Source organism: Flavobacterium sp. (assembly GCF_046155325.1).
GTDB lineage: Bacteria > Bacteroidota > Bacteroidia > Flavobacteriales > Flavobacteriaceae > Flavobacterium.
Window position 1 is genome coordinate 17111 of record NZ_JBJXDQ010000137.1, and the last position, 22002, is coordinate 39112.

At 35.2% G+C, this 22002-nt stretch carries 13 protein-coding genes and 1 tRNA gene; 9 read left to right on the forward strand and 5 right to left on the reverse strand.

The window, feature by feature from the left end; genetic code table 11:
* Genes ACKVOD_RS09675 through ACKVOD_RS09685 form a run of 3 tightly spaced genes read right to left on the reverse strand, consistent with a single transcriptional unit; the run spans position 1 to position 3397 of the window.
* Complete coding sequence (locus tag ACKVOD_RS09675) at positions 1 to 456, reverse strand: L-rhamnose mutarotase (protein ID WP_409209267.1); 456 nt, start codon at positions 454 to 456, stop codon at positions 1 to 3.
* 35 nt (positions 457 to 491) lie between these two features.
* Positions 492 to 2144, reverse strand: a complete 1653-nt coding sequence (locus ACKVOD_RS09680) for a sodium:solute symporter (RefSeq protein ID WP_409209268.1) — start codon at positions 2142 to 2144, stop codon at positions 492 to 494.
* Between the two features lie 23 nt (positions 2145 to 2167).
* Positions 2168 to 3397, reverse strand: a complete 1230-nt coding sequence (locus tag ACKVOD_RS09685) for an enolase C-terminal domain-like protein (protein WP_409209269.1) — start codon at positions 3395 to 3397, stop codon at positions 2168 to 2170.
* Positions 3398 to 3786: 389 nt separating this feature from the next.
* On the opposite strand from ACKVOD_RS09685, the gene ACKVOD_RS09690 reads away from it, so the two are divergent.
* On the forward strand, positions 3787 to 4689 hold the full coding sequence (locus tag ACKVOD_RS09690; RefSeq protein ID WP_409209270.1) for an AraC family transcriptional regulator: 903 nt from the start codon (positions 3787 to 3789) through the stop codon (positions 4687 to 4689).
* Between the two features lie 671 nt (positions 4690 to 5360).
* Here the strand turns inward: ACKVOD_RS09690 and ACKVOD_RS09695 are convergent.
* Positions 5361 to 5440, reverse strand: a tRNA-Leu gene (locus ACKVOD_RS09695).
* A 285-nt stretch (positions 5441 to 5725) separates the two neighbouring features.
* Between ACKVOD_RS09695 and ACKVOD_RS09700 the strand changes: the two genes are divergently transcribed.
* The 8 genes from ACKVOD_RS09700 to bioB all read left to right on the forward strand — a co-directional run bounded on the left by ACKVOD_RS09700 (position 5726) and on the right by bioB (position 15601).
* The gene (locus ACKVOD_RS09700) at positions 5726 to 6667 is read left to right on the forward strand and encodes a ribose-phosphate pyrophosphokinase (protein ID WP_409209271.1); all 942 of its coding nucleotides are present in this window, start codon (positions 5726 to 5728) and stop codon (positions 6665 to 6667) included.
* A 137-nt stretch (positions 6668 to 6804) separates the two neighbouring features.
* Positions 6805 to 7413 (forward strand): 50S ribosomal protein L25/general stress protein Ctc, encoded by a 609-nt coding sequence (locus ACKVOD_RS09705; protein ID WP_409209272.1) that lies wholly within the window; start codon positions 6805 to 6807, stop codon positions 7411 to 7413.
* Between the two features lie 124 nt (positions 7414 to 7537).
* Entirely contained in the window at positions 7538 to 8212 is a 675-nt protein-coding gene (pth, locus tag ACKVOD_RS09710) for an aminoacyl-tRNA hydrolase (RefSeq protein ID WP_409209273.1), read from the forward strand.
* Positions 8213 to 8276: 64 nt separating this feature from the next.
* Positions 8277 to 10355: a M43 family zinc metalloprotease gene (locus ACKVOD_RS09715; protein ID WP_409209274.1), complete on the forward strand. Its 2079-nt coding sequence runs from the start codon at positions 8277 to 8279 to the stop codon at positions 10353 to 10355.
* A gap of 144 nt (positions 10356 to 10499) precedes the next feature.
* A complete protein-coding gene (locus ACKVOD_RS09720) occupies positions 10500 to 12815 on the forward strand; it encodes a M43 family zinc metalloprotease (protein ID WP_409209275.1) in 2316 nt (771 codons plus the stop codon).
* A gap of 99 nt (positions 12816 to 12914) precedes the next feature.
* On the forward strand, positions 12915 to 13859 hold the full coding sequence (locus ACKVOD_RS09725; RefSeq protein WP_409209276.1) for a bifunctional riboflavin kinase/FAD synthetase: 945 nt from the start codon (positions 12915 to 12917) through the stop codon (positions 13857 to 13859).
* Positions 13860 to 13981: 122 nt separating this feature from the next.
* Positions 13982 to 14419, forward strand: coding sequence for a hypothetical protein (locus ACKVOD_RS09730; RefSeq protein ID WP_409209277.1), 438 nt, complete (start codon positions 13982 to 13984; stop codon positions 14417 to 14419).
* A gap of 96 nt (positions 14420 to 14515) precedes the next feature.
* The gene (gene bioB, locus ACKVOD_RS09735) at positions 14516 to 15601 is read left to right on the forward strand and encodes a biotin synthase BioB (RefSeq protein WP_409209278.1); all 1086 of its coding nucleotides are present in this window, start codon (positions 14516 to 14518) and stop codon (positions 15599 to 15601) included.
* 102 nt (positions 15602 to 15703) lie between these two features.
* Here bioB and ACKVOD_RS09740 read toward each other — a convergent pair.
* Positions 15704 to 22002, reverse strand: a 6299-nt coding sequence (locus ACKVOD_RS09740; protein WP_409209279.1) for a T9SS type A sorting domain-containing protein, incomplete at its 5' end; no start/stop codon positions are given.

Genomic DNA, 22002 nt, shown 5'->3' on the forward strand with positions numbered 1-22002 from the left:
TTAATTAGTGTGAAATACTTCTTCCATATTGGTCCAAGTTTGCTTTTTGATAGCCGCTTCCGGTAATGGAATTTGTGTAGGATCAGTCTCTTTCCACCAAAGTTGCGTTGTACTATCGGCAGCCATTTTTTTCATATCTTCATCAAAATTTGCACCTACATATTCAAAATATCTGAACAAAAAATACTTGCCTTCAATTTTTTGAATGTAGATTGAATAGTTTTGAATGTTACATTCTTTGATTTTCTTAAGAACCGCTGGCCAAGCATTAGCATGCAATTTTTTGTAATATTCAATTTTATCTGGCTTGATTCCCGTTACCATACCAAAGCGTTTTGGAGCAGTCGGCAATTCTTTATTTTCTGACTTAATCTCATCTTCGTTTGACTTTTTATCTTCTTTACAAGAGATCAAAGACAAGAATACTAAAACTGCTAAAACAAAATTTGCTCTCATATACTATATTTTTAATACGTTAATTTTTTATTTAATTATCTAAAGACCCAAAATAAAACTCCCATCAACAACAATAAAATCACAGATAGCGTTTTATAATTTCCTAAACCAGGCCAACCTTTACTTTCTAATGGTTCGCCTATTGATTTCCAATATAGTTTTTCACTTTCAGCCGTATGTCTAACGGGATATATATAAGAAAAACTAACTTGCATTACCAAACAAGCCACAAAAAGGTAAAAGGCCATCATCATAAAAGGAATGTGGGCTAAAGCGGTGTCGACAAATATTTTATTTGAAGCAAAAACAACCGCTCCAAGTGCCGACCCAATCCAAAGCGTGAGTTTTGAAGATTCAGCGGATGCTTTTTTCCAAAATACACCCAAGAGGAATACACAGGTAATTGGAGGCGCAATATGTGCAATAATATCATTCAATCCATTGAAGATACTTTCATACCGATTCAGCAAAGGCAATAAAGCGAGAGAAAATACCAAGGCAACTCCAGCTGAAATTTTGCCAACTTGAACCAATTTTTCATCATTAGTATCAGGACGGTACCGTTTGTAAATGTCATAGCCCACCATAGTTGAAATGGAATTTAAGGCTCCAGAAATTTGGCTCATTAAACCTGATAATAATGCAGCTACTAAAATTCCGACTAGTCCCGTAGGCAATAATTGAGTGATCATCAAGGTGTAAATTCCTTTACTGTTTACAACCACCTTTCCAGCCTCATCAACAGATTGTAATGCACTAATGTCTAACTTCCCTGATTGTGCCAATGTATAGGCAAACAAGCCTGGAAGAATAAAAATAAAAACAGGTAATATTTTGATAAACCCACAAAACAAAGGGCCTATTCTGGCGTGATTTTCATCCTTTGCTCCCAAAACCCGCTGAACAATCGTTTGGTCTGCACACCAATACCATATTCCAAGTACAGGATAACCCAAAAGAATTGCATACCAAGGCATCCCGCTAGCATCGCCGTGCGGACGAAGCATCGATAACTTGTCCATTTGATTAGTTGTTTGCAATACGTTAACCATTGGTTCCCATCCTCCCATTTTAAAATAAGCTGCAAAACTTATAATTGTAGCACCTAGAATTAACACTACTGTTTGAATAGACTCGGTTACTACCACCGCCTTTAGCCCTCCAACAATGGTGTAAATTGCTGTGATTACAGAAATAACGATTACGCTAGTGTACATATTTACCCCAAATAAGGTTTTTAGAACAATCCCTCCAGCTAGCATCGAAAACGCAATATGAATTATTATTGCGGATAATATAGAAACAAATACTAACCAGTCACGACTGGAACGATCATAGCGCTTTTCTAAGAAATCAGGTAAAGTAGCAACTCCTGATTTAATATAAAATGGAGAGAAAAACAACGCCAATAAAATCAAAGTGAAAGCAGCCATCCATTCGAAATTACCATTGAGCAGACCCGAATCAAAACCACTTTGAGCAAGACTTACCAGATGAACTGTTGAAATATTGGTAGCAAATAATGCCAAGCCAATCGCTGGCCATTTCAACGATTTACCAGCAAGAAAGTATTCTCCAGCGGCATTATCTTTACTTTTCTTTTTATGACGAATTCCGTACCATAACCCTACTGCCAAGATACCTAACACGTACAAAATACTAATAATAAGGTCTGTAGATTCTATCATTGCTGTTTAATTTATTTCTGTTACTACACTAATTTTTTTAAATCACAACTACTTCCGGGTTCCATTGGTGTTATATAAACCCCATTTTCAATTTTTACTGGATGGACAAAATGTTTTTGAAGATGCGGAATATGTTCCAAAAATAAAGCTTCGTGTCCCATAGAAATATGATTAAATAAAACCAAATGTTGATGCAACTGCCCCATATCGCCAACGTGAGGCACGACCGGAATTCCGTATTTTTTACACAATAAACTCACAGAAATAAACTCACTTACTCCGCCAACTCTTACAGCATCTACCTGCATAAATCCTGCACTTTTGGTTTGAAGGTAATTTTTAAAAATAATTCGGTTCGGAACGTGTTCTCCTAAGGCTAATTTGGTTGGTGCAATAGCTTCGGCCAAAACTTTGTGTGCCAAAATATCATCGGGATGCGTTGGCTCTTCAATCCAATACGGATTCATCGACAAAAATTGAGGGCAAATTTCCAATGCTTGCGGCAAAGTCCATTGCTGATTGGCATCTAACATAATTGTGACATTATCACCAGCAACTTCTCTAACCAAATGCGAACGACGAATGTCTCGGTCAAATTCTTTAGAGCCTACTTTCAATTTCATCGCTGTAAAACCTTCAGCGATTGCTTTATGAATATTTTCTTTTACTTTTTCGTCACTATAATTAAACCAACCAATGGATGTGTCGTAACCAGGATATCCTTTTTCAATGATTTTTGAACGTGCTTCTTTCCCGTTCACATTCGACTTTAATAAGTCGATAGCTTGTTCACGGGTCATTTCATCTTCTAGATAAGAAAGATCCAAAGTATTTACAATTTCCTCTGGTGTTAAATCGATTAATAATTTCCAGAGCGGAACCCCTCTTTTTTTTGCCCACAAATCAAAACAAGCATTTGTAACCGAAGCCAATCCCAAATGAGCCACTCCTTTATGCGGACCAAGCCAACGAAATTGTTGTTCATTAGACAATTCATTAAAAACCTGTCCGAAATTGGACATTAATTCTTCAATATCCCTTCCCTTTAATTGTTCGGCATAAAAATGAGCCGATTTGCAAACAAGATCATTTCCTTCGCCTAGAGTAAAAGCAAAACCGACACCTGTATGACCACTATCATCGTGCAATTGAGTTACTGCATAAGAATAAATAGGATTTCGATGTATTGCATCGCTTCCTACTCCGCTTCCTAAAGGATATCGAGCATCGGCAGTTGAAGTTTTAAAAATCATTAGAAATTGTATTAATGTTTATAATCTGTTATTTTTTTGGGCTAGTAGTAACGTTTAAAAAAATCAATTTTAGATAACCATTAAACAAATTTATTTATATTTTTTTACAAATAAATAGCGTATTTAACTATTATAATGAACTATATGATTATTTTAAAAATTAAATTAAAGCGGTAAGATCAGTATAGTTTTCAAATAATCCTGTTTTTTTATTTTATTAAACTTAGACATATTCAACTAAAAACTAATGAAATTACTTAAAAAATTAATTATAGAATTGTGTCTGTAATTATTTGAAAGCTGAAATTATATATAAACATATCAAGCTTTAGTACTAATTGCTTTTTTATCTAATTTAGAAATATACCTTTGGACTCTAAAACGATCAGATGAAAAAATTCAAGCAGCGTGATGGATTTCAAGGCGAAAAGCTAATCTCATTGCCTGAAACCGTTTGGAAAAAAGCAATCAAAGAAAATCCAATATTGGCTAATTTATACCTTACCCACATTGGTTATTTTCCAAAAGCTACCTATCATTTTAGGGAACGAAAAAACGGCTGTTCAGACAATATTTTTATTTATTGTTTGGATGGCAAAGGATGGTACAGTATCAATGAGAAACGTTTTGAAGTCGGAATCAATGATTATTTTATAATTCCAGCTACCAAAGAACACCTTAGATATGGAGCTGACGAACAAGATCCTTGGACAATATACTGGATTCATTTTAGTGGATTTGACATCAATACATTTAACCGCAGTTTTAAGATTGGCCTTCTTGACGGGCCGTCCCAAATTTCATTAAACGAAAAGGGGTTGGAACTATGGAATACAATGTACAAGAATTTAGAAATGGGATTTGGATTCGAAAATCTATGTAAGTCTAATCTTTGTTTGTATCATTTTATTTCCACTTTTTTATATCCAGATGCTACTGATAGTGAAAAAAAACAAGTCGAAAATGATTTAATTACCAGTTCCATTTTTTATATGCAGAGCAAATTAGCAGAAAAACTCACTTTAGAAGATTTAGCTTCAATGAATAAACTGTCGGCATCTCATTTTTCCTTGCTTTTTCGAAAAAGAACAGGGATGTCGCCATTAGATTATTTTATTCATTTAAAATTGCAACAGGCTTGTCTGTTACTGTTGACTACTCAAACGAAAATAAAACACATAGCGGCTGAATTAGGATATGATGATGCTTATTATTTTTCGAGGCTTTTCAAAAAATACATGAAAATGTCACCATTACAATATCGTTTTTCTCCACCATTTAAGACTTTATAGTTCTAACTAAACAGTACTCGAATCAATTTAATTATAACAAAATGAGGTTCTAGCCTAATTGAGTGTGTTTTGTATTCTTAAAAAAAGTTAGAAACAAATTACACGAATTTTTTAACTTAAAAATTACACGGATTCTTATTAATTCTTATTAATCCATTGGCAAAAAAATACCACATAGTTCAGGGTAGAACGATAATTAATTTATGTTGATGGTGGATACACGCATTTAGACAGATCTTTGTAATTGGGTAAAATCATAAAAATAAATAGGACTGATTTAGATAGAATCTAAAATGTTGTTTTACGGCATTTTTTTAGCTAAATCTATAAGATATTGAAATCTTTAATTCAGGAATAAATTTACAATTTTCATAGGATGTAATTTTAAACAGTTTTGTATTTTTTTCGCGGAAATGAATGAAGTAATCAACGTTTTGACTAGGATTAGCATGGGTTTAGAAGGAATAAAAAAAGGTGAAACTGTAAAAAAATACAGTTTGACCGTTAAAGTACCCGGAGCCGGATCAAATTAAAAAATTTGACCCAACTCCAGAAAAAACAAAAGCTCTTCTTTTCAGATGAGCTTTTTGTACCCGGAGCCGGATCAAAATAAAAAATTTGACCCGTCTCCTGTAAAAAACAAAAGCTCTTCTTTTCAGAAGAGCTTTTTGTACCCGGAGCCGGAGTCGAACCGGCACGGTTTCCCACAGGTGTTTGAGACCAGCGCGTCTACCAATTCCGCCATCCGGGCTTAGCAGACAAAAATAACGACCGTTATTTCAACGCAATAAAGAGATATTTAATAATAACTAAACGTCTATTCCTTTAACACGGTGCAAATGTAGAAAATAAAACAACAAATTCTAAAAAAATACCCTAAAAATTCCTTTCTACATTCGATTTTATTACTAAATTTGCACCTCGGTAAATCGAAAAACACTAACTAACTATACCCGAGGCGAATACTAACATCTTGCTTTAGATAAATGACAAAGTAAATTGTATTAGGCGTAGCGGATTAAAAACAATAAATTAAATGTCACACTTAGAGCCAGAAGCTAAAATTTTTGCGTGTTCACAAAGTGTTTATCTCGCAGAGAAAATAGCCAAGGAATATGGAATTCCTTTAGGCAAAATCACAATGTCGAAATATAGTGATGGTGAATTTCAACCTTCATACGAAGAGTCAATTAGAGGATTGAGGGTATTTATAGTTTGTTCTACTTTTCCAACAGCAGACAATTTGATGGAAATGTTACTGATGATTGATGCTGCAAAACGTGCTTCAGCAAGACATATAACTGCCGTAATACCTTATTTTGGATGGGCAAGACAAGATAGAAAAGACAAACCAAGGGTTCCAATTGGGGCCAAATTAGTAGCTAAACTATTAGAAACTGCAGGTGCGACTAGAATAATGACCATGGATTTGCATGCAGACCAGATTCAAGGATTTTTTGAAAAACCTGTAGACCACCTTTTTGCATCGACAATATTTTTACCATATGTTGAAAGTTTAAATTTAGCAAATTTAACAATTGCTTCTCCAGATATGGGAGGTTCAAAAAGAGCTTATGCGTATTCTAAATTCTTGGAGTCAGATGTGGTAATATGCTACAAACAACGAAAAGAAGCCAATGTTATCGACACTATGGAGTTGATTGGCGAAGTAAAAGGTCGAAATGTAGTTCTTGTAGATGACATGATTGATACCGGAGGCACATTGGCGAAAGCCGCAGATTTAATGATAGAAAAAGGAGCCTTGAGCGTAAGAGCGATTTGCACCCACGCTATTTTATCTGGAAGTGCTTACGAAAAAATAGAAAATTCGAAATTACTCGAATTAATTGTTACCGATTCTATTCCGTTAAAGAAGGAATCAAACAAAATTAGAGTTGTAAGTTGCGCACCGCTTTTTGCCGAAGTAATGCAAATGGTACAAAACAACAATTCAATCAGTGGGAAATTTTTGATGTAACTAAAAGCTTTAAGCCGTAAGCAAAAAGCAATATGCTTTTAGCCATAAGCATAAAACGGAACGGGATTACATTTCGCATAAAGCCTATAGCTTTTTGCATAAAGCAGTATTTTATTTATTAACTATATATATTTACAATGAAATCGATTACAATTAAAGGATCAGAAAGAGAAAGCGTGGGCAAAGTTGCGACTAAAGCCTTACGTAATGCTGGAGCGGTTCCTTGCGTGTTATACGGAGGAAATCAACCAGTGCATTTTTCAGCAGATGAAAGAGCATTCAAAAGCTTGGTTTACACTCCAAACGCACACACCGTTGTGATTGACCTTGGAGAAAAAATTTTAAACGCTGTTTTACAAGACATTCAGGTGCACCCTGTGACTGACAGAATTTTACACATTGACTTCTTTCAATTAAACGAAAGCAAAGAAATCACTATGGAAGTTCCTGTTAAAATTGTAGGAACATCACCAGGGGTATTATTAGGAGGGGATTTACGTTTAAATCTAAGAAGACTTAAAGTAAAAGCTTTGCCTAAAAATCTTCCTGATTTTATTGAAGCAAACATTTCAGAGCTTGAAATGGGTAACAAGTTGTATGTAACTAAGGTTGAAACTAACAATTTCAAATTGATACATCCAGACAATACCGTAATTTGTCAAGTGAAGATTTCACGTGCCGCTATGAAAGCAGCTCAAGAAGCAGCAAAAGCAGCAAAAGCACCTGCAGGAAAAAAGAAAAAATAATATTTTTTCAAATACTTAAAAAAGCATCAGTTTTACAACTGGTGCTTTTTTGTTTAACAAAACTTTCAGCCTTTTGAAGGTCAGAAGCTTTTAAAAAATCGAAAAATAAGTTTAATTTTACCGAATGATAAAATGGTTTAAGGCGCTCTTTCAAAAAACAGAAGTAGAAGATAATACTGATGGTATGAAAGCAGAGGTTCACGAACACCAAAAAAACAATATAAAAATCGTGAGTACTAAATTTTTAATAGTTGGCCTAGGCAATATTGGAGCTGAATATGTGAATACAAGACACAATATTGGTTTTAAAATTGTCGATTTTTTGGCGAAAAAAGAAGAAGTGTCTTTTGAAACCGTAAAACTAGGTTCACTTGCCCAATACAAATTTAAAGGAAAGACTTTTTTGCTTTTAAAACCCAATACATATATGAATTTAAGCGGTAAAGCTGTTAAATACTGGATGGATAAAGAGAATATTCCTAAAGAAAACATACTAGTTATTACCGATGATTTGAATTTGACTTTTGGGACTATTAGAATAAAACCAAAAGGAAGCGATGGGGGCCACAATGGTCTCAAAAGTATTCATGCAACACTAAACACAACCGATTATTCTAGATTTCGATTTGGAATCAGTGATGAATTTAAAAAAGGAAAACAAGTAGATTATGTTCTAGGAGAATGGAATGATGATGAAAAATCTAAACTTCAGGAGCGATTAGAATTAGCCTCTGAAATTATAAAGTCATTTGGAACTGCCGGATTAGAAAACACCATGACTCTTTATAATGGAAAATAGAAAAAAGTTAAAAAATATTATTATAGCTTATTTATTAATATTTTTGAGTATAATTTAACTTATCATGAAAAATAAATCTAACAATAAATATATACTCCTACTAATTATCTGTTTATGCCTATCTTTTTCAGGTTTTAGTCAACAAAAAGTTTTAAAAAGTAAAGCTAGTTTCACCTATAAGAAAAGCCCAATTGACGGGGTAATAAAATGTGCTACTACAGAAAATGAAGAGCGTTTGCAGATAAAAAATCCTAGTAGGATGAATAATTCCCAATTTGAAAAATGGTTAACTCCAATTATCGAAGTGCAAAAACAAAAAAATTTAAATAGTAGAACTGAGGCAACTACATATACAATACCAGTTGTAATTCATATTATTCATAACGGAGATGCTGTCAACACGAGTATTTCCCATACATCTGAAAATATTTCAGATGCTCAGGCTGCTTCTCAAATTACTGTATTAAATCAAGATTTTAGAAGAATAGCTAACACCCCTGGTTATGGAACAACAAATTATAATCGTGGTGTAGATTGTCAAATAAATTTTGTCTTGGCTAAACAAGATCCTTTTGGTGTATTTACCACAGGTATTGAACATCTCAATATGTTGGAGGCCAATTGGACAGAAGCAAAAATAGAAGAAATATTAAAGCCTGACACACAATGGGATCCTACTCAATATCTCAATTTGTGGACTGTTCAATTTTCTGATACCAAACTTTTAGGTTATGCTCAATTTCCTTCCAATTCTAATTTAGGTGGTTTAAATACAAATGGAGGCAATGCAAATACTGATGGGGCAGTAATTAATTATATTACATTTGGATCTCGAGCAGAAAATGATGGCTCTTTTGAATTAAATAAAAATTTTAATTTGGGCCGAACTACAACCCACGAACTAGGGCATTATTTAGGGCTAAGGCATATTTGGGGTGATGATAATTTATGCACTGGAGATAATTCTGATTCAGGGGACTATGCTTCGGATACACCTGATTCAACAGCGCCAAATTATTCATGCGTTGTCGCCACAAACTGTATTGGTTTTGATATGATTGAAAACTATATGGATTACACGAACGATGCCTGCATGAATACCTTTACAGATGGACAAAAAACTCGAATGACAGCTGTTATGACTAGTTCGCCGAGACGTAAAGAATTGCCAAGTTCAAATGCATTCACATCTGGATTTACCAAAACCTTAGATGCTGCAGTCCGAAATATTTCAATAACGACTAGCGCTTGTAATTCGGGATTCACTCCTTCTTTCTACATCGAAAATAAAGGTACAACAAATCTATTTACAGCAGTCATAACTTATTCTATTGACAATTCAAATTCTAAAAGTTTTGATTGGAATGGTAGTTTGCCTCAAAACACTTCTACTTTAATAAATATTCCAGAAATTGTTATCCCAAGTGGGACACATCTGTTTAATACTACAATTTCTTCGGTTAATAACAACCCCGATTTAAATGCTTTAAACAATAGTACTTCAAAAAATTTTACTATAGCTCCTTTAAGTCAATTATCAGGAAATACCACTCCTAAAATCACTTTAACATTACAATGTGATAGAGATGGTACCGAAACAAGTTGGACTTTAAGAAATAGGATTGGAACAACAATATACAGTGGAGGTCCGTATACTGATACAGATTCTTCTACTAACTTAAACCTTCCTATAACTGAGGTTTTTAATCTTCAAGATGCTGAATGTTATACTTTTACCATTTTTGATTCCTATGGAGATGGAATAAATACTAATGGTGGCGTTGGAAGTTATTCACTTAAGGACGAAAATAATACTGTATTTGCATCTGGCGGGACTTTTTTATATAATGAATCTAAAGGTTTTAATTTCGGAACCTTAAGCAATTCTTCTTTTGAAACTTCAAGTGAAATATACCTTTATCCAAACCCAGTTAATGAATCATTAAAAATAAATGTTCCTAGTTTTTATGGATTGCCCAATAGGTATATTATTATAGACAATCTTGGCAAAACAATCAACAAAAAGATCATTCAAAGCGAGGCTGATTTATTAGTTAACACTACTGCATTAAGCAACGGCATATATTACATTATATTAATAAAAGGGGATGAGAAAAAAACCTTGCAATTTATAAAAGAATAAATATACTTTCCATTTTTGCTTAATACTAATCTATCTAAATTTTCGTTAAATAGAGAAATTCAAAACTATCTTTATTAGTCATGGGGGTTTTATGGCATTTCTTTATCCGATTTTTGTAAATTTGAATTCTATTTGCTTAAAATAATGAAAAACAAAAAAACCACTTCTATCTTCATAACAATTTTATTTACTTATCTTTTTGGATTAAACACTACTTATGGTCAAAAAATCAAACAAACTAAAACCCTGTTTGGCAAACAAATAAGTCCAGGAAAGATAAATTCAGAAAATGGAATTATTCGATGCGCTACAACAGAGTATGAAGAATTTCTGCAAGAAAAGAATCCTAAAAGGATGACAAATACCCAATTTGAATCTTGGCTAGCGCCTTTGATTCAAAAAAAATCTAGTATGCGAACTGCCCAAACTAATGCTATAATTACTATACCAGTAGTAGTTCATGTTATTTATAATGGGCAAGCAGTAGGAACGGCTCCAAACATTAGTGATATTCAGGTAGAATCCCAAATTACAGTTCTCAATCAAGATTATAGAAGGAGGATTGGAACACCTGGTGAAAATTCAAATTCAGTGGGTGCAGATACTGAAATTGAGTTTGTTTTGGCTCAACAAGACCCCAACGGAAATCCAACTAATGGAATAGATCGAGTAAGTTATTGTGTTGACTCATGGTCAAATTCAGACATAGAAACAATATTAAAACCCAACACTATTTGGAATCCTACTCAATATCTCAATTTGTGGACTGTTCAGTTTTCTGACAACAAACTTTTAGGTTATGCTCAATTTCCTGATGGTTCGGGTTTAAGTGGCATTGGCTCCTCTGGAGGCGGATCTAATACTGATGGAGTTGTAATAAGATATAACTCTTTCGGTAGCGGATCAGGAACTAGTTTTTTGTTAGACTCTCCCTATAATAAGGGCCGTACCACGACTCATGAAGTAGGACACTGGTTAGGTTTAATTCATATTTGGGGCGATGGCTCTAATTGTAATAGCAATACTGATTATTGTGATGATACTCCAGTTGCTAAAGATGCAAATTATGGATGTCCAACAGGAATAGATAGTTGTACTTTGAAATTTGGGCCAGACATGATTGAAAATTATATGGATTATACCGATGATAGCTGCATGAATATTTTTACATTGAACCAAAAAACTAGAATGAATACTGTAATGGATAATTCAGCGCGAAGGTTAAGTTTAAAAACATCCTCAAAAGGGACTGCTGTAGCACTATTTGCGAATGATGCCGAGGTAAAATTCGAAAGTAGTTGCGCGCCAATTAGCTGTAGCACTAATGTAAATAAAACCACGCAGAAAATAATAATATATAATCGAGGAAGTGCTACTTTAACATCAGTTACAGGCAATTATAAAATAAATGGTGGGAGTGACATTCCTTTTTCTTGGACAGGAACATTAGCAACTAATAAATTTGCTACAGTTAATGTGGTTATTAATGCTGCTACAAACGGAACAATAGCTATTACTGTTGATAAAGCTAATAACGTTACCGATCAAAGAGCATCTAATAATACGGCTACTGGATCCTATACGCTGCCATCAGCTCCCAGTAATTACGCTTCTACGAATTATACATTTAGGTTGCAATGTGATTATTTTGGTAGTGAAACCACCTGGAATTTAAAAAACGCATCTGGAACCACTTTGTATAGCAGCGTTCCGTATTTAAACACTTTCGTGGATAAACCAGCGACATCACCTGTCCCCGACTTGATTACCAAAAACTGGGTTTTAGCTAGCAATCAATGTTATACTTTTACTATTAACGATTCTGGAAATGATGGAATTTGTTGTGGAACTAGTCCTGGCGATAGCGGCACAGGTTATTATGATATTAAATTATCGGATGGAACTGTAGTAACCTCAGGAGCTTCTTTTAAATCAACTGAAAGCAAATCCTTTACAACTAATTCTCTTTTTGACACTACAAAACCTACGCTTACAACTATATCTGATAGAGATGAAAATATTGATTCAAAATGTGAATTTGTTATTCCTGACTATACTGTTTTTACTACTGCTACGGATGATAGTGGAAACGTAACATTAACACAAAACCCTCTTCAAGGGACTATTATATTCGGTAACGGAACTGTGCAGCTTATTACATTAACTGCTATTGATGGTAATGGTAATTCTGATTTTATAACTTTTAATATTACCCTCAGGGAAAATGATATTTACATTTTTCCTATTCCTGCAAAAGAAACCATAAATATTATAACAAGCAATTGTATCCTACCAAATAGTTATATTATTTCTAATAGTTTAGGTCAAATTATAAGTGAAAAAGAGGTTAAAACAGCAATCGATTTAACCATAAATACATCTTCTCTGAGTAATGGTATTTATTTTATTTCAATTTATAAAGGAAATGAAAAAAAAGTATTTAAATTCATTAAGAATTAGCTTTTACCCTCGTGTTTATAAGAAGGGATGATTTGTTTCAATCCCCTTTTTTATCTGCTATTATTGCCTTAAATTCGCACTTTTATAAAAATAGCTGCTTTGAAGATTTTTCATTCTATAAACGATTTCATCCCGATAGTTATCGGGACAACCAAAAAAACAGTACTTACTTTGGGTACTTTTGATGGTGTTCATGTAGGGCATAAAAAAATATTAGAAAGAATAACTCAAAAGAATGCTAAAAATGATTCTGAAAGTTTAGTTCTTACATTTTTTCCACACCCTCGAATGGTTTTAGAAGAAAAATCAGATCTAAAATTACTGAATACCCTTTCTGAAAAAATTGAATTGTTAGAAAAAATAGGCCTTGAGAACCTTGTCATTCATCCTTTTGATGAAAAATTCTCAAAATTGACAGCCCAAGAGTTTGTTAAAACGGTTCTTGTAGATCGATTTAATATCAAAAAAATAATTATAGGACATGACCATCGATTTGGTATAAATAGATCCGCCAATATTGATGATCTTATAACCTATGGGAAACAATATAATTTTGAAGTAGAACAAATTTCAGTACAAGAAATTGAAGCTGTATCAGTAAGTTCTACTAAAATTAGAAAAGCCTTACAGGAAGGGAATATGAATTTGGCGAATGAGTATTTGGGTTATAATTATTTTTTATCAGGAACTGTTTTCGAGGGCAAACAATTAGGAAGAACGATAAGTTTTCCAACTGCCAACCTAAAAATCGAGGAAAATTACAAGCTTATTCCGCGAAATGGTGTTTATGTTGTAAAAAGCATCCTAAATAAAAAAATTGTTTTTGGTATGATGAATATTGGATTTAATCCCACAGTAAAAGGAGAAAATTTATCCATTGAAATTCATTATTTTGATTTTGACGCCAATTTATATGGACAGAAAATAGCCGTTGATTTGTTACAATTTATTCGTGCTGAGCAAAAATTCGAATCGGTTACGCTATTGAAACAACAATTAGAAAAAGACAAAATTACCGCCTTAGAATTCCTCCACAAACTATAGCAAAGTCGCTTTAAATTTTCTAAGCTATTTTCAATCAAATCATACTATTTTTTTGTAAATTTGATAGTCACTGTATTTTTTATTAAAGAATTACTTGTTATAACCTTTCAAAAACAAACCTCATGAAACTATCAAAAGAATTTAATAACGGAATTATCATTTTTATCGGAATTAGCGTTTATTTTGCTTTGATGAATATTTTGGGTTTTTCAAATGTATTTTACTTGCGGTTCTTTAATGTATTTTTTGTTTTTTATGGTGTGAATAAAACCGTTCAAATGAATCTTGCAGAAGGTAATAAAGGATTTGTTTCTAATGCAATTTCGGCATTAATTACTTCGCTTGTTGGTGTTTTTTTGAGCATTATTGGATTGATAATTTATAGTTATATCAAAGGAGGCGATGCTTATGTACAATCCTTATCAAAAACTTTCTTATTTGGAGGGAATCCATCCGTAATGACTTATAGTATTTGTTTACTTTTTGAAGGAATCGCATCCTCAGTAATTGTCACTTTATTAGTAATGTTATATTATAATAAACAATATCCGGCAGATTAGATATTTGCACATCAAAAAATTAATCGCTTCCTTTTATAACTACAACCTTGTTGATTAAAACAATTTGACTATTTTTGGGCTCACAAAATCATCTCAATGAGTATCACAAGACACAATTGGACAAAAGCCGAAATAATTGCTATTTATAACAAACCTATGATGGATTTGCTTTTTGAAGCAGCTTCAATACATAGAGAACATCATGATCCAAATGTGGTTCAGGTTTCGACTTTGTTATCAATCAAAACTGGTGGATGCCCTGAAGATTGTGGCTATTGTCCACAAGCAGCGCGATACCATACCGAAATTGAAGGCAATGATTTGATGTCCGTTAGCCAAGTAAAAGCTCAGGCTTTACGAGCAAAATCAAGTGGTTCTTCTCGGGTATGTATGGGTGCGGCCTGGAGAAATGTAAAAGATGGAGCCGAGTTTGATCAAGTGCTAGAAATGGTACGCACCATCAATAAACTGGATATGGAAGTATGCTGCACACTGGGGATGATTACTGAAAATCAAGCGCAACGTTTGGCAGAAGCTGGGTTGTATGCTTACAATCATAATTTAGACACCTCCGAAGAATATTATAAAGAAGTTATCTCCACTCGTGGTTTTGAAGATCGTTTACAAACTATCGAAAATGTCCGCAAAACAAATGTTACGGTTTGTAGCGGAGGAATAATTGGTATGGGAGAGCGCATCGAAGATAGAGCAGGTATGCTTGTAGCGCTTTCTACCTTAAATCCACAACCAGAATCAGTGCCAATAAATGCCTTAGTAGCTGTTGATGGCACTCCAATGGAAGATGAAAAACCTGTAGAAATATGGGAAATGATTCGAATGGTAGCCACAACTAGAATTGTTATGCCCGAAACTCAAGTGCGTTTATCGGCTGGAAGAATGAATATGAGTCGCGAAGGACAGGCAATGTGCTTTTTTGCAGGAGCCAATTCTATTTTTGCTGGCGACAAACTATTGACGACTCCTAACCCTGACGTCAATGAAGATATGAAGATGTTTGAAATGCTGGGATTGAATCCTCAAAAACCTTTTACTAAAGTATCGCAACCCCAAACTGTTGAAGCAGTTGATTCGCAATTTGTGCCTTTGGGCGAAAAGCCAAAATGGTCAAGACCTGACCATAAAATTGAACGTAATTTAGAAGCTTCTACTAAAGGAAAATAACACTTTAAACTGCATAAAAAATCCCATTCTCTAGTTAGGTGAATGGGATTTTTTTTATACAAAGAAAAGCTTCCAGCCTTTTAAAGGCTGGAAGCTTTAAAGCTAATATCTAACGATTATTTTTTTACTGCTTTCGCCTCTCGAAGTTTTGACTTTTACAATATAAATTCCAGAAGGTATATTTTTTACAGGAATTTGAATATTTGTTTGCCCTCCGTCTTTAAAATCCCATTTGTCAATTTTTTGCCCTGTCATGTTGAAAAGCGACACCGAATTTACTATTGAATCTACATTATTTTTGATGATTACTGTTTTATAATTGTTAGAATAAAAAACCAAAATTCCATCATCTTTATCCATATCGCCTATACCCAATGATTTATCATTCGTATAACGAAGAACAAAACGATTGTTGAAGGTTCCTTTTGCAGTTGTAAAAGTATAGTTGCCGGTTTTTAAATCAAAGATGGTATTGGTTAGCTTATCTTCAAGATATATGGCTTGATCAATTAGCAAACCATCTACTTGACCAATGTTTATAGTGAAACTACCATCAATCGTAGTCTTGAAACCCAAAGCTACGGTGTCGTTTTCATCGAATGGTAATGTCCGCCCTTGAATAGTTAGATTCTTGTTTTGGTTGACACTGTAAAAATCGACAAATTGATTTCCGTCAAAACTCTCTCCATCAAAACGGCTGTCATAATCATTTGTAGCTCCCGTTATGTAACCCACCAATGTTTGTTTGAAAGCACCTTGACTGTTATTTAAATCTAACCAAATACGGTGTTTTTCGAGTACACTGGCAGTTTTCGATTTGGTATTGCTTGTTTTGAAAAATTGTTCGTTTACTCCTTTTCCACTATCAATTGTTCCAGACAAACGCATCGAGTTGTTGTAAACAATCTCGTTAGTGCCAATAATAGTAGTATTACTTGACCCAAAAAATCCTTGACATGAGGCAATTTTTCCTGTAGGAATGCTTGTGTTCAATCCCGAATTATTAGCTTGTGTGCCAGTTCCAACTCCTCCTGTTCTATTATAGGTCGCATAATCATCCGAAGTGAAGGCATACGCTCCAGAACCCGCTTTACCAGGATCAATACCTGATGCCAGTTGAATAGCTGTATTATGTGTCCAGAAATATAGTGTTCCGTCAAGAACCCCTGCATTTGCATCCAAAAATTTATCCGCGTCTATTGCAGAGGGATAAGGATTCCCTAAAAGATACGAACTATTGGGAATAACCCCGGTTATTTTCTGGATACCATTGTTGACTTTACCCGTAAAAACCACTTCTGAAACATCAAAAGTTGATGTAGGGGTTGGCGTCATAATAATGTAGCCTTTTCCTGGAGACATGTTGGAAGCAAATGACCAATCACTACCGGGAATATATTCATAGGCACGATTAGTTTTCCACCCTATACTTTGGAATGTGTTGGTAATACTTGTTGAAATAATAGGTGTCGACCAATAAACGTAATCATATTGTTTAAAGACGGTCGTAAATCTACGTATCTTGGTTGTACCTGTAGTATTTGTAACTATTCCGGAATCCTTAACCATTACCAAGGAGCCTTTGTCTAATACATCTAATGTAGCGCCAGTATTAACCGTTAAATCATTTTGAATGATTACAGAAGTTCCAGCCTGAACCTCTAGTTTTCCTGCGTTAATAGTTAGACTGCAAGCATTTAAAACTGGATTATCTTTGTCGATAGTATAATCTCCATTGATGATTACTAACGTATTTAAATCAGGTAACCCTGTTGACCAACCGCCTGTAGTCCAAGTGTTGGTTACTAGTGAGGGAACGTTAATGGAAGCTGAAGCTATTGACGAACAACTACCTAAAGTAGCAATTACAGTGTAATTTCCAGTTGGAGCTGTAATAGTGTTTCCCGAAACGACTACACCAGTAATTGGAGTAACTGCATAAGTACTCGCATTATAATTAGTAATAGTGAAATTTCCTAGTGTGTTACAGGTAGGCAATGCGCCCAAGCTCAATGTTGGCTGTATTGGCGTTATGGGTTGTGGGTCTATTATAGCAGTAGTGGTTGGCGAAATACAATTTTGCGTATTTTTAATAATGATATTATAATTTCCTGTAGCTAGTCCTGATTTTACATTGCTAGCTTGATAAGTAATACCATTATCAAAACTATAGGTGTCACTCGCACTCTGAACAGTAACAGTTATTGTACCAGTTGCTGTTGTACAAGTGGGTTGTGTGACTGCGCTTATAGGAGGGGTAAGCAAAGGAAGAAAGGTAATCATCCTTGTTCGTGAAGCACTATCTACAATACAATCGCCGCTAGATGAAGTAAACTTAATATACACACGGTATTCTGCCGATTCTGCAGGAGTTCCATTTATTATCGTTAATGTTGGTGTATTATTAGCAACGGAAAAATGAGCCCCATCAACAACAGGATTCCAAGAGCCTGAAGCTATAGAGCTCTTCCATTGGTAGGAAACCACATTAGTTGGATAGGAAGTAGAAACTGTATAAGAATAATTAGTGCCATAGCATTGGGTTACTGTGGTTTCTTTTGGTAAAATGTCGATTATTCCATTAACAGTAAGTGTCGCGGCGGTGGAAGTGACACTACAACCACTACTATTTGTAACAATTACTTGAAATTGTGTACCATTGGGAAATTGCGCACTTCCAACATTCCTAATAGTTATTATGTTTGTATCATAATTATCTACATTAGTTAAATTAGAAATAATATTTGTAAAACTAGAATCCCCAGATTTTTTATACTGCCAAACATAAGTCAATGCAGTCCCCGAAGCGATTACCTTAAAATTGACAGATGCACCTTCACAATCCAACTGATTTATAGGTTGTGTAGTGATTATTGGCAATCCGTTTACAGTATTTATAATTCCTGAACTTGTTGTACTACAGCTCGAAGCATTGTTAACATCAACTGTTACCACTTGTCCATTTGTTAATGAAGATGTGGTATAAGTTGCCGTAGCACCGTTTTGAACAGTTGCTCCTCCAACTCTAAAATTATAATTTGTTCCGCCAGTAGTAGCTGTAAAAGTTACAGATGTACCTGCACAAAAAGTATTGTCAGCATCATTGCTCGTTAATCCAGCAGTTGGTAAAGCATTATTACTCAAAATAACATCATCTGTGGATGTGGTACAAGTTCCGTTTGAAATCGTCCATCTCAATGTTGCACTTGTTCCAGCTGTAATTCCCGATACACCAGAAGTATTTGAAGATGGGGTTGTAATTGTTGCCACTCCACTAACTAATGTCCACGTTCCTGTACCTACGGTTGCTGCATTTCCCACAAGGGTAAAAGTGGTAGTGTTACAATTAGATTGGTCAGCTCCTGCAATTGAAGTTGTTGGCAAAGCATTATTAGTCAAAATAACATCATCAGTCGAGGTACATGTTCCGTTAGAAATTGTCCATCGCAATGTGGCACTTGTTCCTGCTGTTACCCCTGTTACTACAGAAGTATTTGAATTTGGTGTAGTAATTGTTGCGGTTCCACTAACCAAACTCCAAGCTCCTGTTCCTACTGTTGGTGTATTTCCAGCAAGGGTAAAAGCAGAATTATTACAATTAGTTTGGTCAACTCCTGCAATTGAAGTTGTTGGCAAGGCATTATTATTCAAAATAACATCATCTGTTGATGAACAGGCTCCATTTGAAATCGTCCATCTCAATGTTGCACTTGTTCCAGCTGTAATTCCCGTTACTCCAGAAGTAGGTGATGTAGGCGATGTAATTGTAATAGTTGCCGCTCCGCTAACTTTTGTCCACGTTCCTATTCCTGTTGTTGCTGTATTTCCAGCAAGGGTAAAAGTTTCAGTGTTACAATTGGATTGGTCAGCTCCTGCATTTGAAGTTGTTGGCAAGGCATTTACTATTACATCAAATGCGCAATTTGACGTATTACCTCTTGCATCAACAGCAGTCCAAGTAACCTTTGTTGTGCCTATATTAAAATCGACTCCGTTAAGATTGGTTCCTGTACCGGTTGTGCTTCCCGTTAAAGCATAAGTAAGTGTTGGAACACTACAATTATCTGTGGCTGTGGCATTCCAGCCAGTGCCAGCTTTTGTATACTTTGTTGAATTATTCGTACATAGGGGAGCGGGAGTTATAGGACAGCTCAGCACTGGTGCTAGATTGTCTACAATTGTCACAACCGAGTCGCAAGTTGAGGTATTTCCAGAAACATCTGCAACAGTTAAGGAAACAGTATTGGGCCCAATATTTGAACAGTTAAAAGTGGATTTACTTATTGTAATAGATTGAATACCACAGGTATCAGAACTCCCATTATTAATGTCACTCGCTGTTATAGAAGCATTTCCAGTAGCATCAAGAGGTACCGTTGCTGATTTACAAATTGCTGTGGGAGGAATATTATCAATGACCGGAATAGTGATGCTTGATACTTTTATACCTTGATTATTATCTGGTGGTGTGGATAATACATTGGCAGTATTAGTTACAGAGGGTACTGATGCACAAGTTGGTACCACAGTAATAGTTTTTTGAACGGTATTTACTCCAGCTCCAATTTTAGTTAAATCACCTATAGACCAAGTAATTGACTGCCCTAATTGATCACCACCCCCATTATTTGTAATCATAAGATTTGCTGGTACTTGATCGGATATGATAACTCCAGTTGCAGCTGTTGAGCTACTATTATTTACTATGGTTATCACATAATTAAAAGGTACGCCTACAATCGCAGAAGTTGTGCTAGCCGTTTTTGACAACTCAAGTTGTGCACCAGAAGATGCTGGAGGAGTATTACTATTATATTCATAGGTGTACATATCTGCAGATGTAGATGAAATAGTACATAATCGACTAGTAGCTGTTACTTTTGTATGGTTCAGTACTCTTGTAGGACCACCTTGAACTTGTAGCTCTACCTGAAAAGTGAAAGTGCCACCTGGAGGAATTAATGGAGAGTAATAAGGTGTTGGATAAAAAGTTGCGCCGTCTTTAAAACGAATATCCATATTTACATTATCGGCATTGTCATTTACCCAAGCTGCTGATAAATCAAAAATATCAGAAACAGAACCAATATTTTTGATGGTGTAAGTATATAAAATAGCTTCTCCCGTTGATTTTTTAACAAAACCTGTTGTAAAAGCGGGATCAATGCTCACATTTGGAACTGAATTTATTACACCCGTTGTTGTTTGTGAAGTTATACAGCCATTTCCATTGGTAGCAGTAAGTGTGTAAACACCAGCTGCACCCGAAGAAACATTAGTAATACTAGGATTTTGAGATGTGGAATTAAATCCTAAAGGACCTGTCCAATAGTATGTTGGAGCGCCAACTGCACCTGAAATAACAGTAGCAGATAAATTCAAGGTAGTACCCTGACATACGACACTATTAGAAGCCGCCGTAACAGTCATCTTTGGTAAAATAGTAATTGTTCCTGTAGCAGATACCGCACCACAGCCACCCGTTAATGGAATACTGTAATTAAAAGTTCCTGCAACTGAAGGCGTACCACTAATTGTGATGATACCAGAAGCCCAAGATGCGGCAACTCCGGTGGGTAAACCTGTTGCTACCCCGATACCTGTTGCGCCTGTGGTGGTATGGGTAATGGCTGTCAATAAAGTGTTACTACACAAGGTTGGTGAAGATGAAGCAGCACTTACGGTGTTATTGGGTGTTACTACTATCAAATATGTTGCAGTTGCTGCTATACAAGGACTGTTTGAAACTGTCATCGTTAAGGCAACTGTGTTTCCTCCATCAACCGCTGCCGATGTATATACAGGCGTCAATGTAGTTGCGCCGGTGATGGATCCAGAACCATTTTCAGTCCAAACTATTGTCCCATTTGATGAAGTTGCACCACTTACTGTAGCACTGCCGTTTTGGCAAATCGTTTGAGATCCTCCTGCTGAGGCTGTTGGTTGAGTGCTCACTGTTATAACCGCACTTCCTGCCATTGTATTAGTACACAAAGTAGTTGTATTTGTGGCTTTTACTGTATAGGTAATAGTCCCCGCTTGGGTACCAAAAGAAATAGCAGAACCTGTTCCTGCAATTGCAGAGCCTACAGGAGTAACTCCATTGTATAATTGATAATTTACCCCTACTGAAGAACCATCTAAACCTACCTCTAACCCAGAACCTACACTACAATAAGCACCCGTCCCGGTTACATTAAATACAGTTGGTAATGGATTGACTATAACAGTTCTTATTACCACTGGTGAAGTTGGCCCATTACAACCATTTGCCGTCACTTGAATGTTTACGGAGCCTGAAAAACCATTTGCCCAAGTCATAATACCAGTCGAAGCTCCAATGCTTCCTGCTGCACCATTACTTATACTCCAATTAAATCCTGTGCTGTTTGTAGCTGTTG

Excerpts from the sequence above, each read along its gene's own strand:
- ACKVOD_RS09700 (WP_409209271.1), top strand. The coding sequence starts at position 5,726 with ATGTCACACTTAGAGCCAGAAGCTAAAATTTTTGCGTGTTCACAAAGT.
- ACKVOD_RS09690 (WP_409209270.1), top strand. The coding sequence starts at position 3,787 with ATGAAAAAATTCAAGCAGCGTGATGGATTTCAAGGCGAAAAGCTAATC.
- ACKVOD_RS09685 (WP_409209269.1), bottom strand. The coding sequence starts at position 3,397 with ATGATTTTTAAAACTTCAACTGCCGATGCTCGATATCCTTTAGGAAGC.
- ACKVOD_RS09715 (WP_409209274.1), top strand. The coding sequence starts at position 8,277 with ATGAAAAATAAATCTAACAATAAATATATACTCCTACTAATTATCTGT.
- ACKVOD_RS09705 (WP_409209272.1), top strand. The coding sequence starts at position 6,805 with ATGAAATCGATTACAATTAAAGGATCAGAAAGAGAAAGCGTGGGCAAA.
- bioB (WP_409209278.1), top strand. The coding sequence starts at position 14,516 with ATGAGTATCACAAGACACAATTGGACAAAAGCCGAAATAATTGCTATT.
- pth (WP_409209273.1), top strand. The coding sequence starts at position 7,538 with ATGATAAAATGGTTTAAGGCGCTCTTTCAAAAAACAGAAGTAGAAGAT.
- ACKVOD_RS09680 (WP_409209268.1), bottom strand. The coding sequence starts at position 2,144 with ATGATAGAATCTACAGACCTTATTATTAGTATTTTGTACGTGTTAGGT.
- ACKVOD_RS09720 (WP_409209275.1), top strand. The coding sequence starts at position 10,500 with ATGAAAAACAAAAAAACCACTTCTATCTTCATAACAATTTTATTTACT.
- ACKVOD_RS09675 (WP_409209267.1), bottom strand. The coding sequence starts at position 456 with ATGAGAGCAAATTTTGTTTTAGCAGTTTTAGTATTCTTGTCTTTGATC.
- ACKVOD_RS09730 (WP_409209277.1), top strand. The coding sequence starts at position 13,982 with ATGAAACTATCAAAAGAATTTAATAACGGAATTATCATTTTTATCGGA.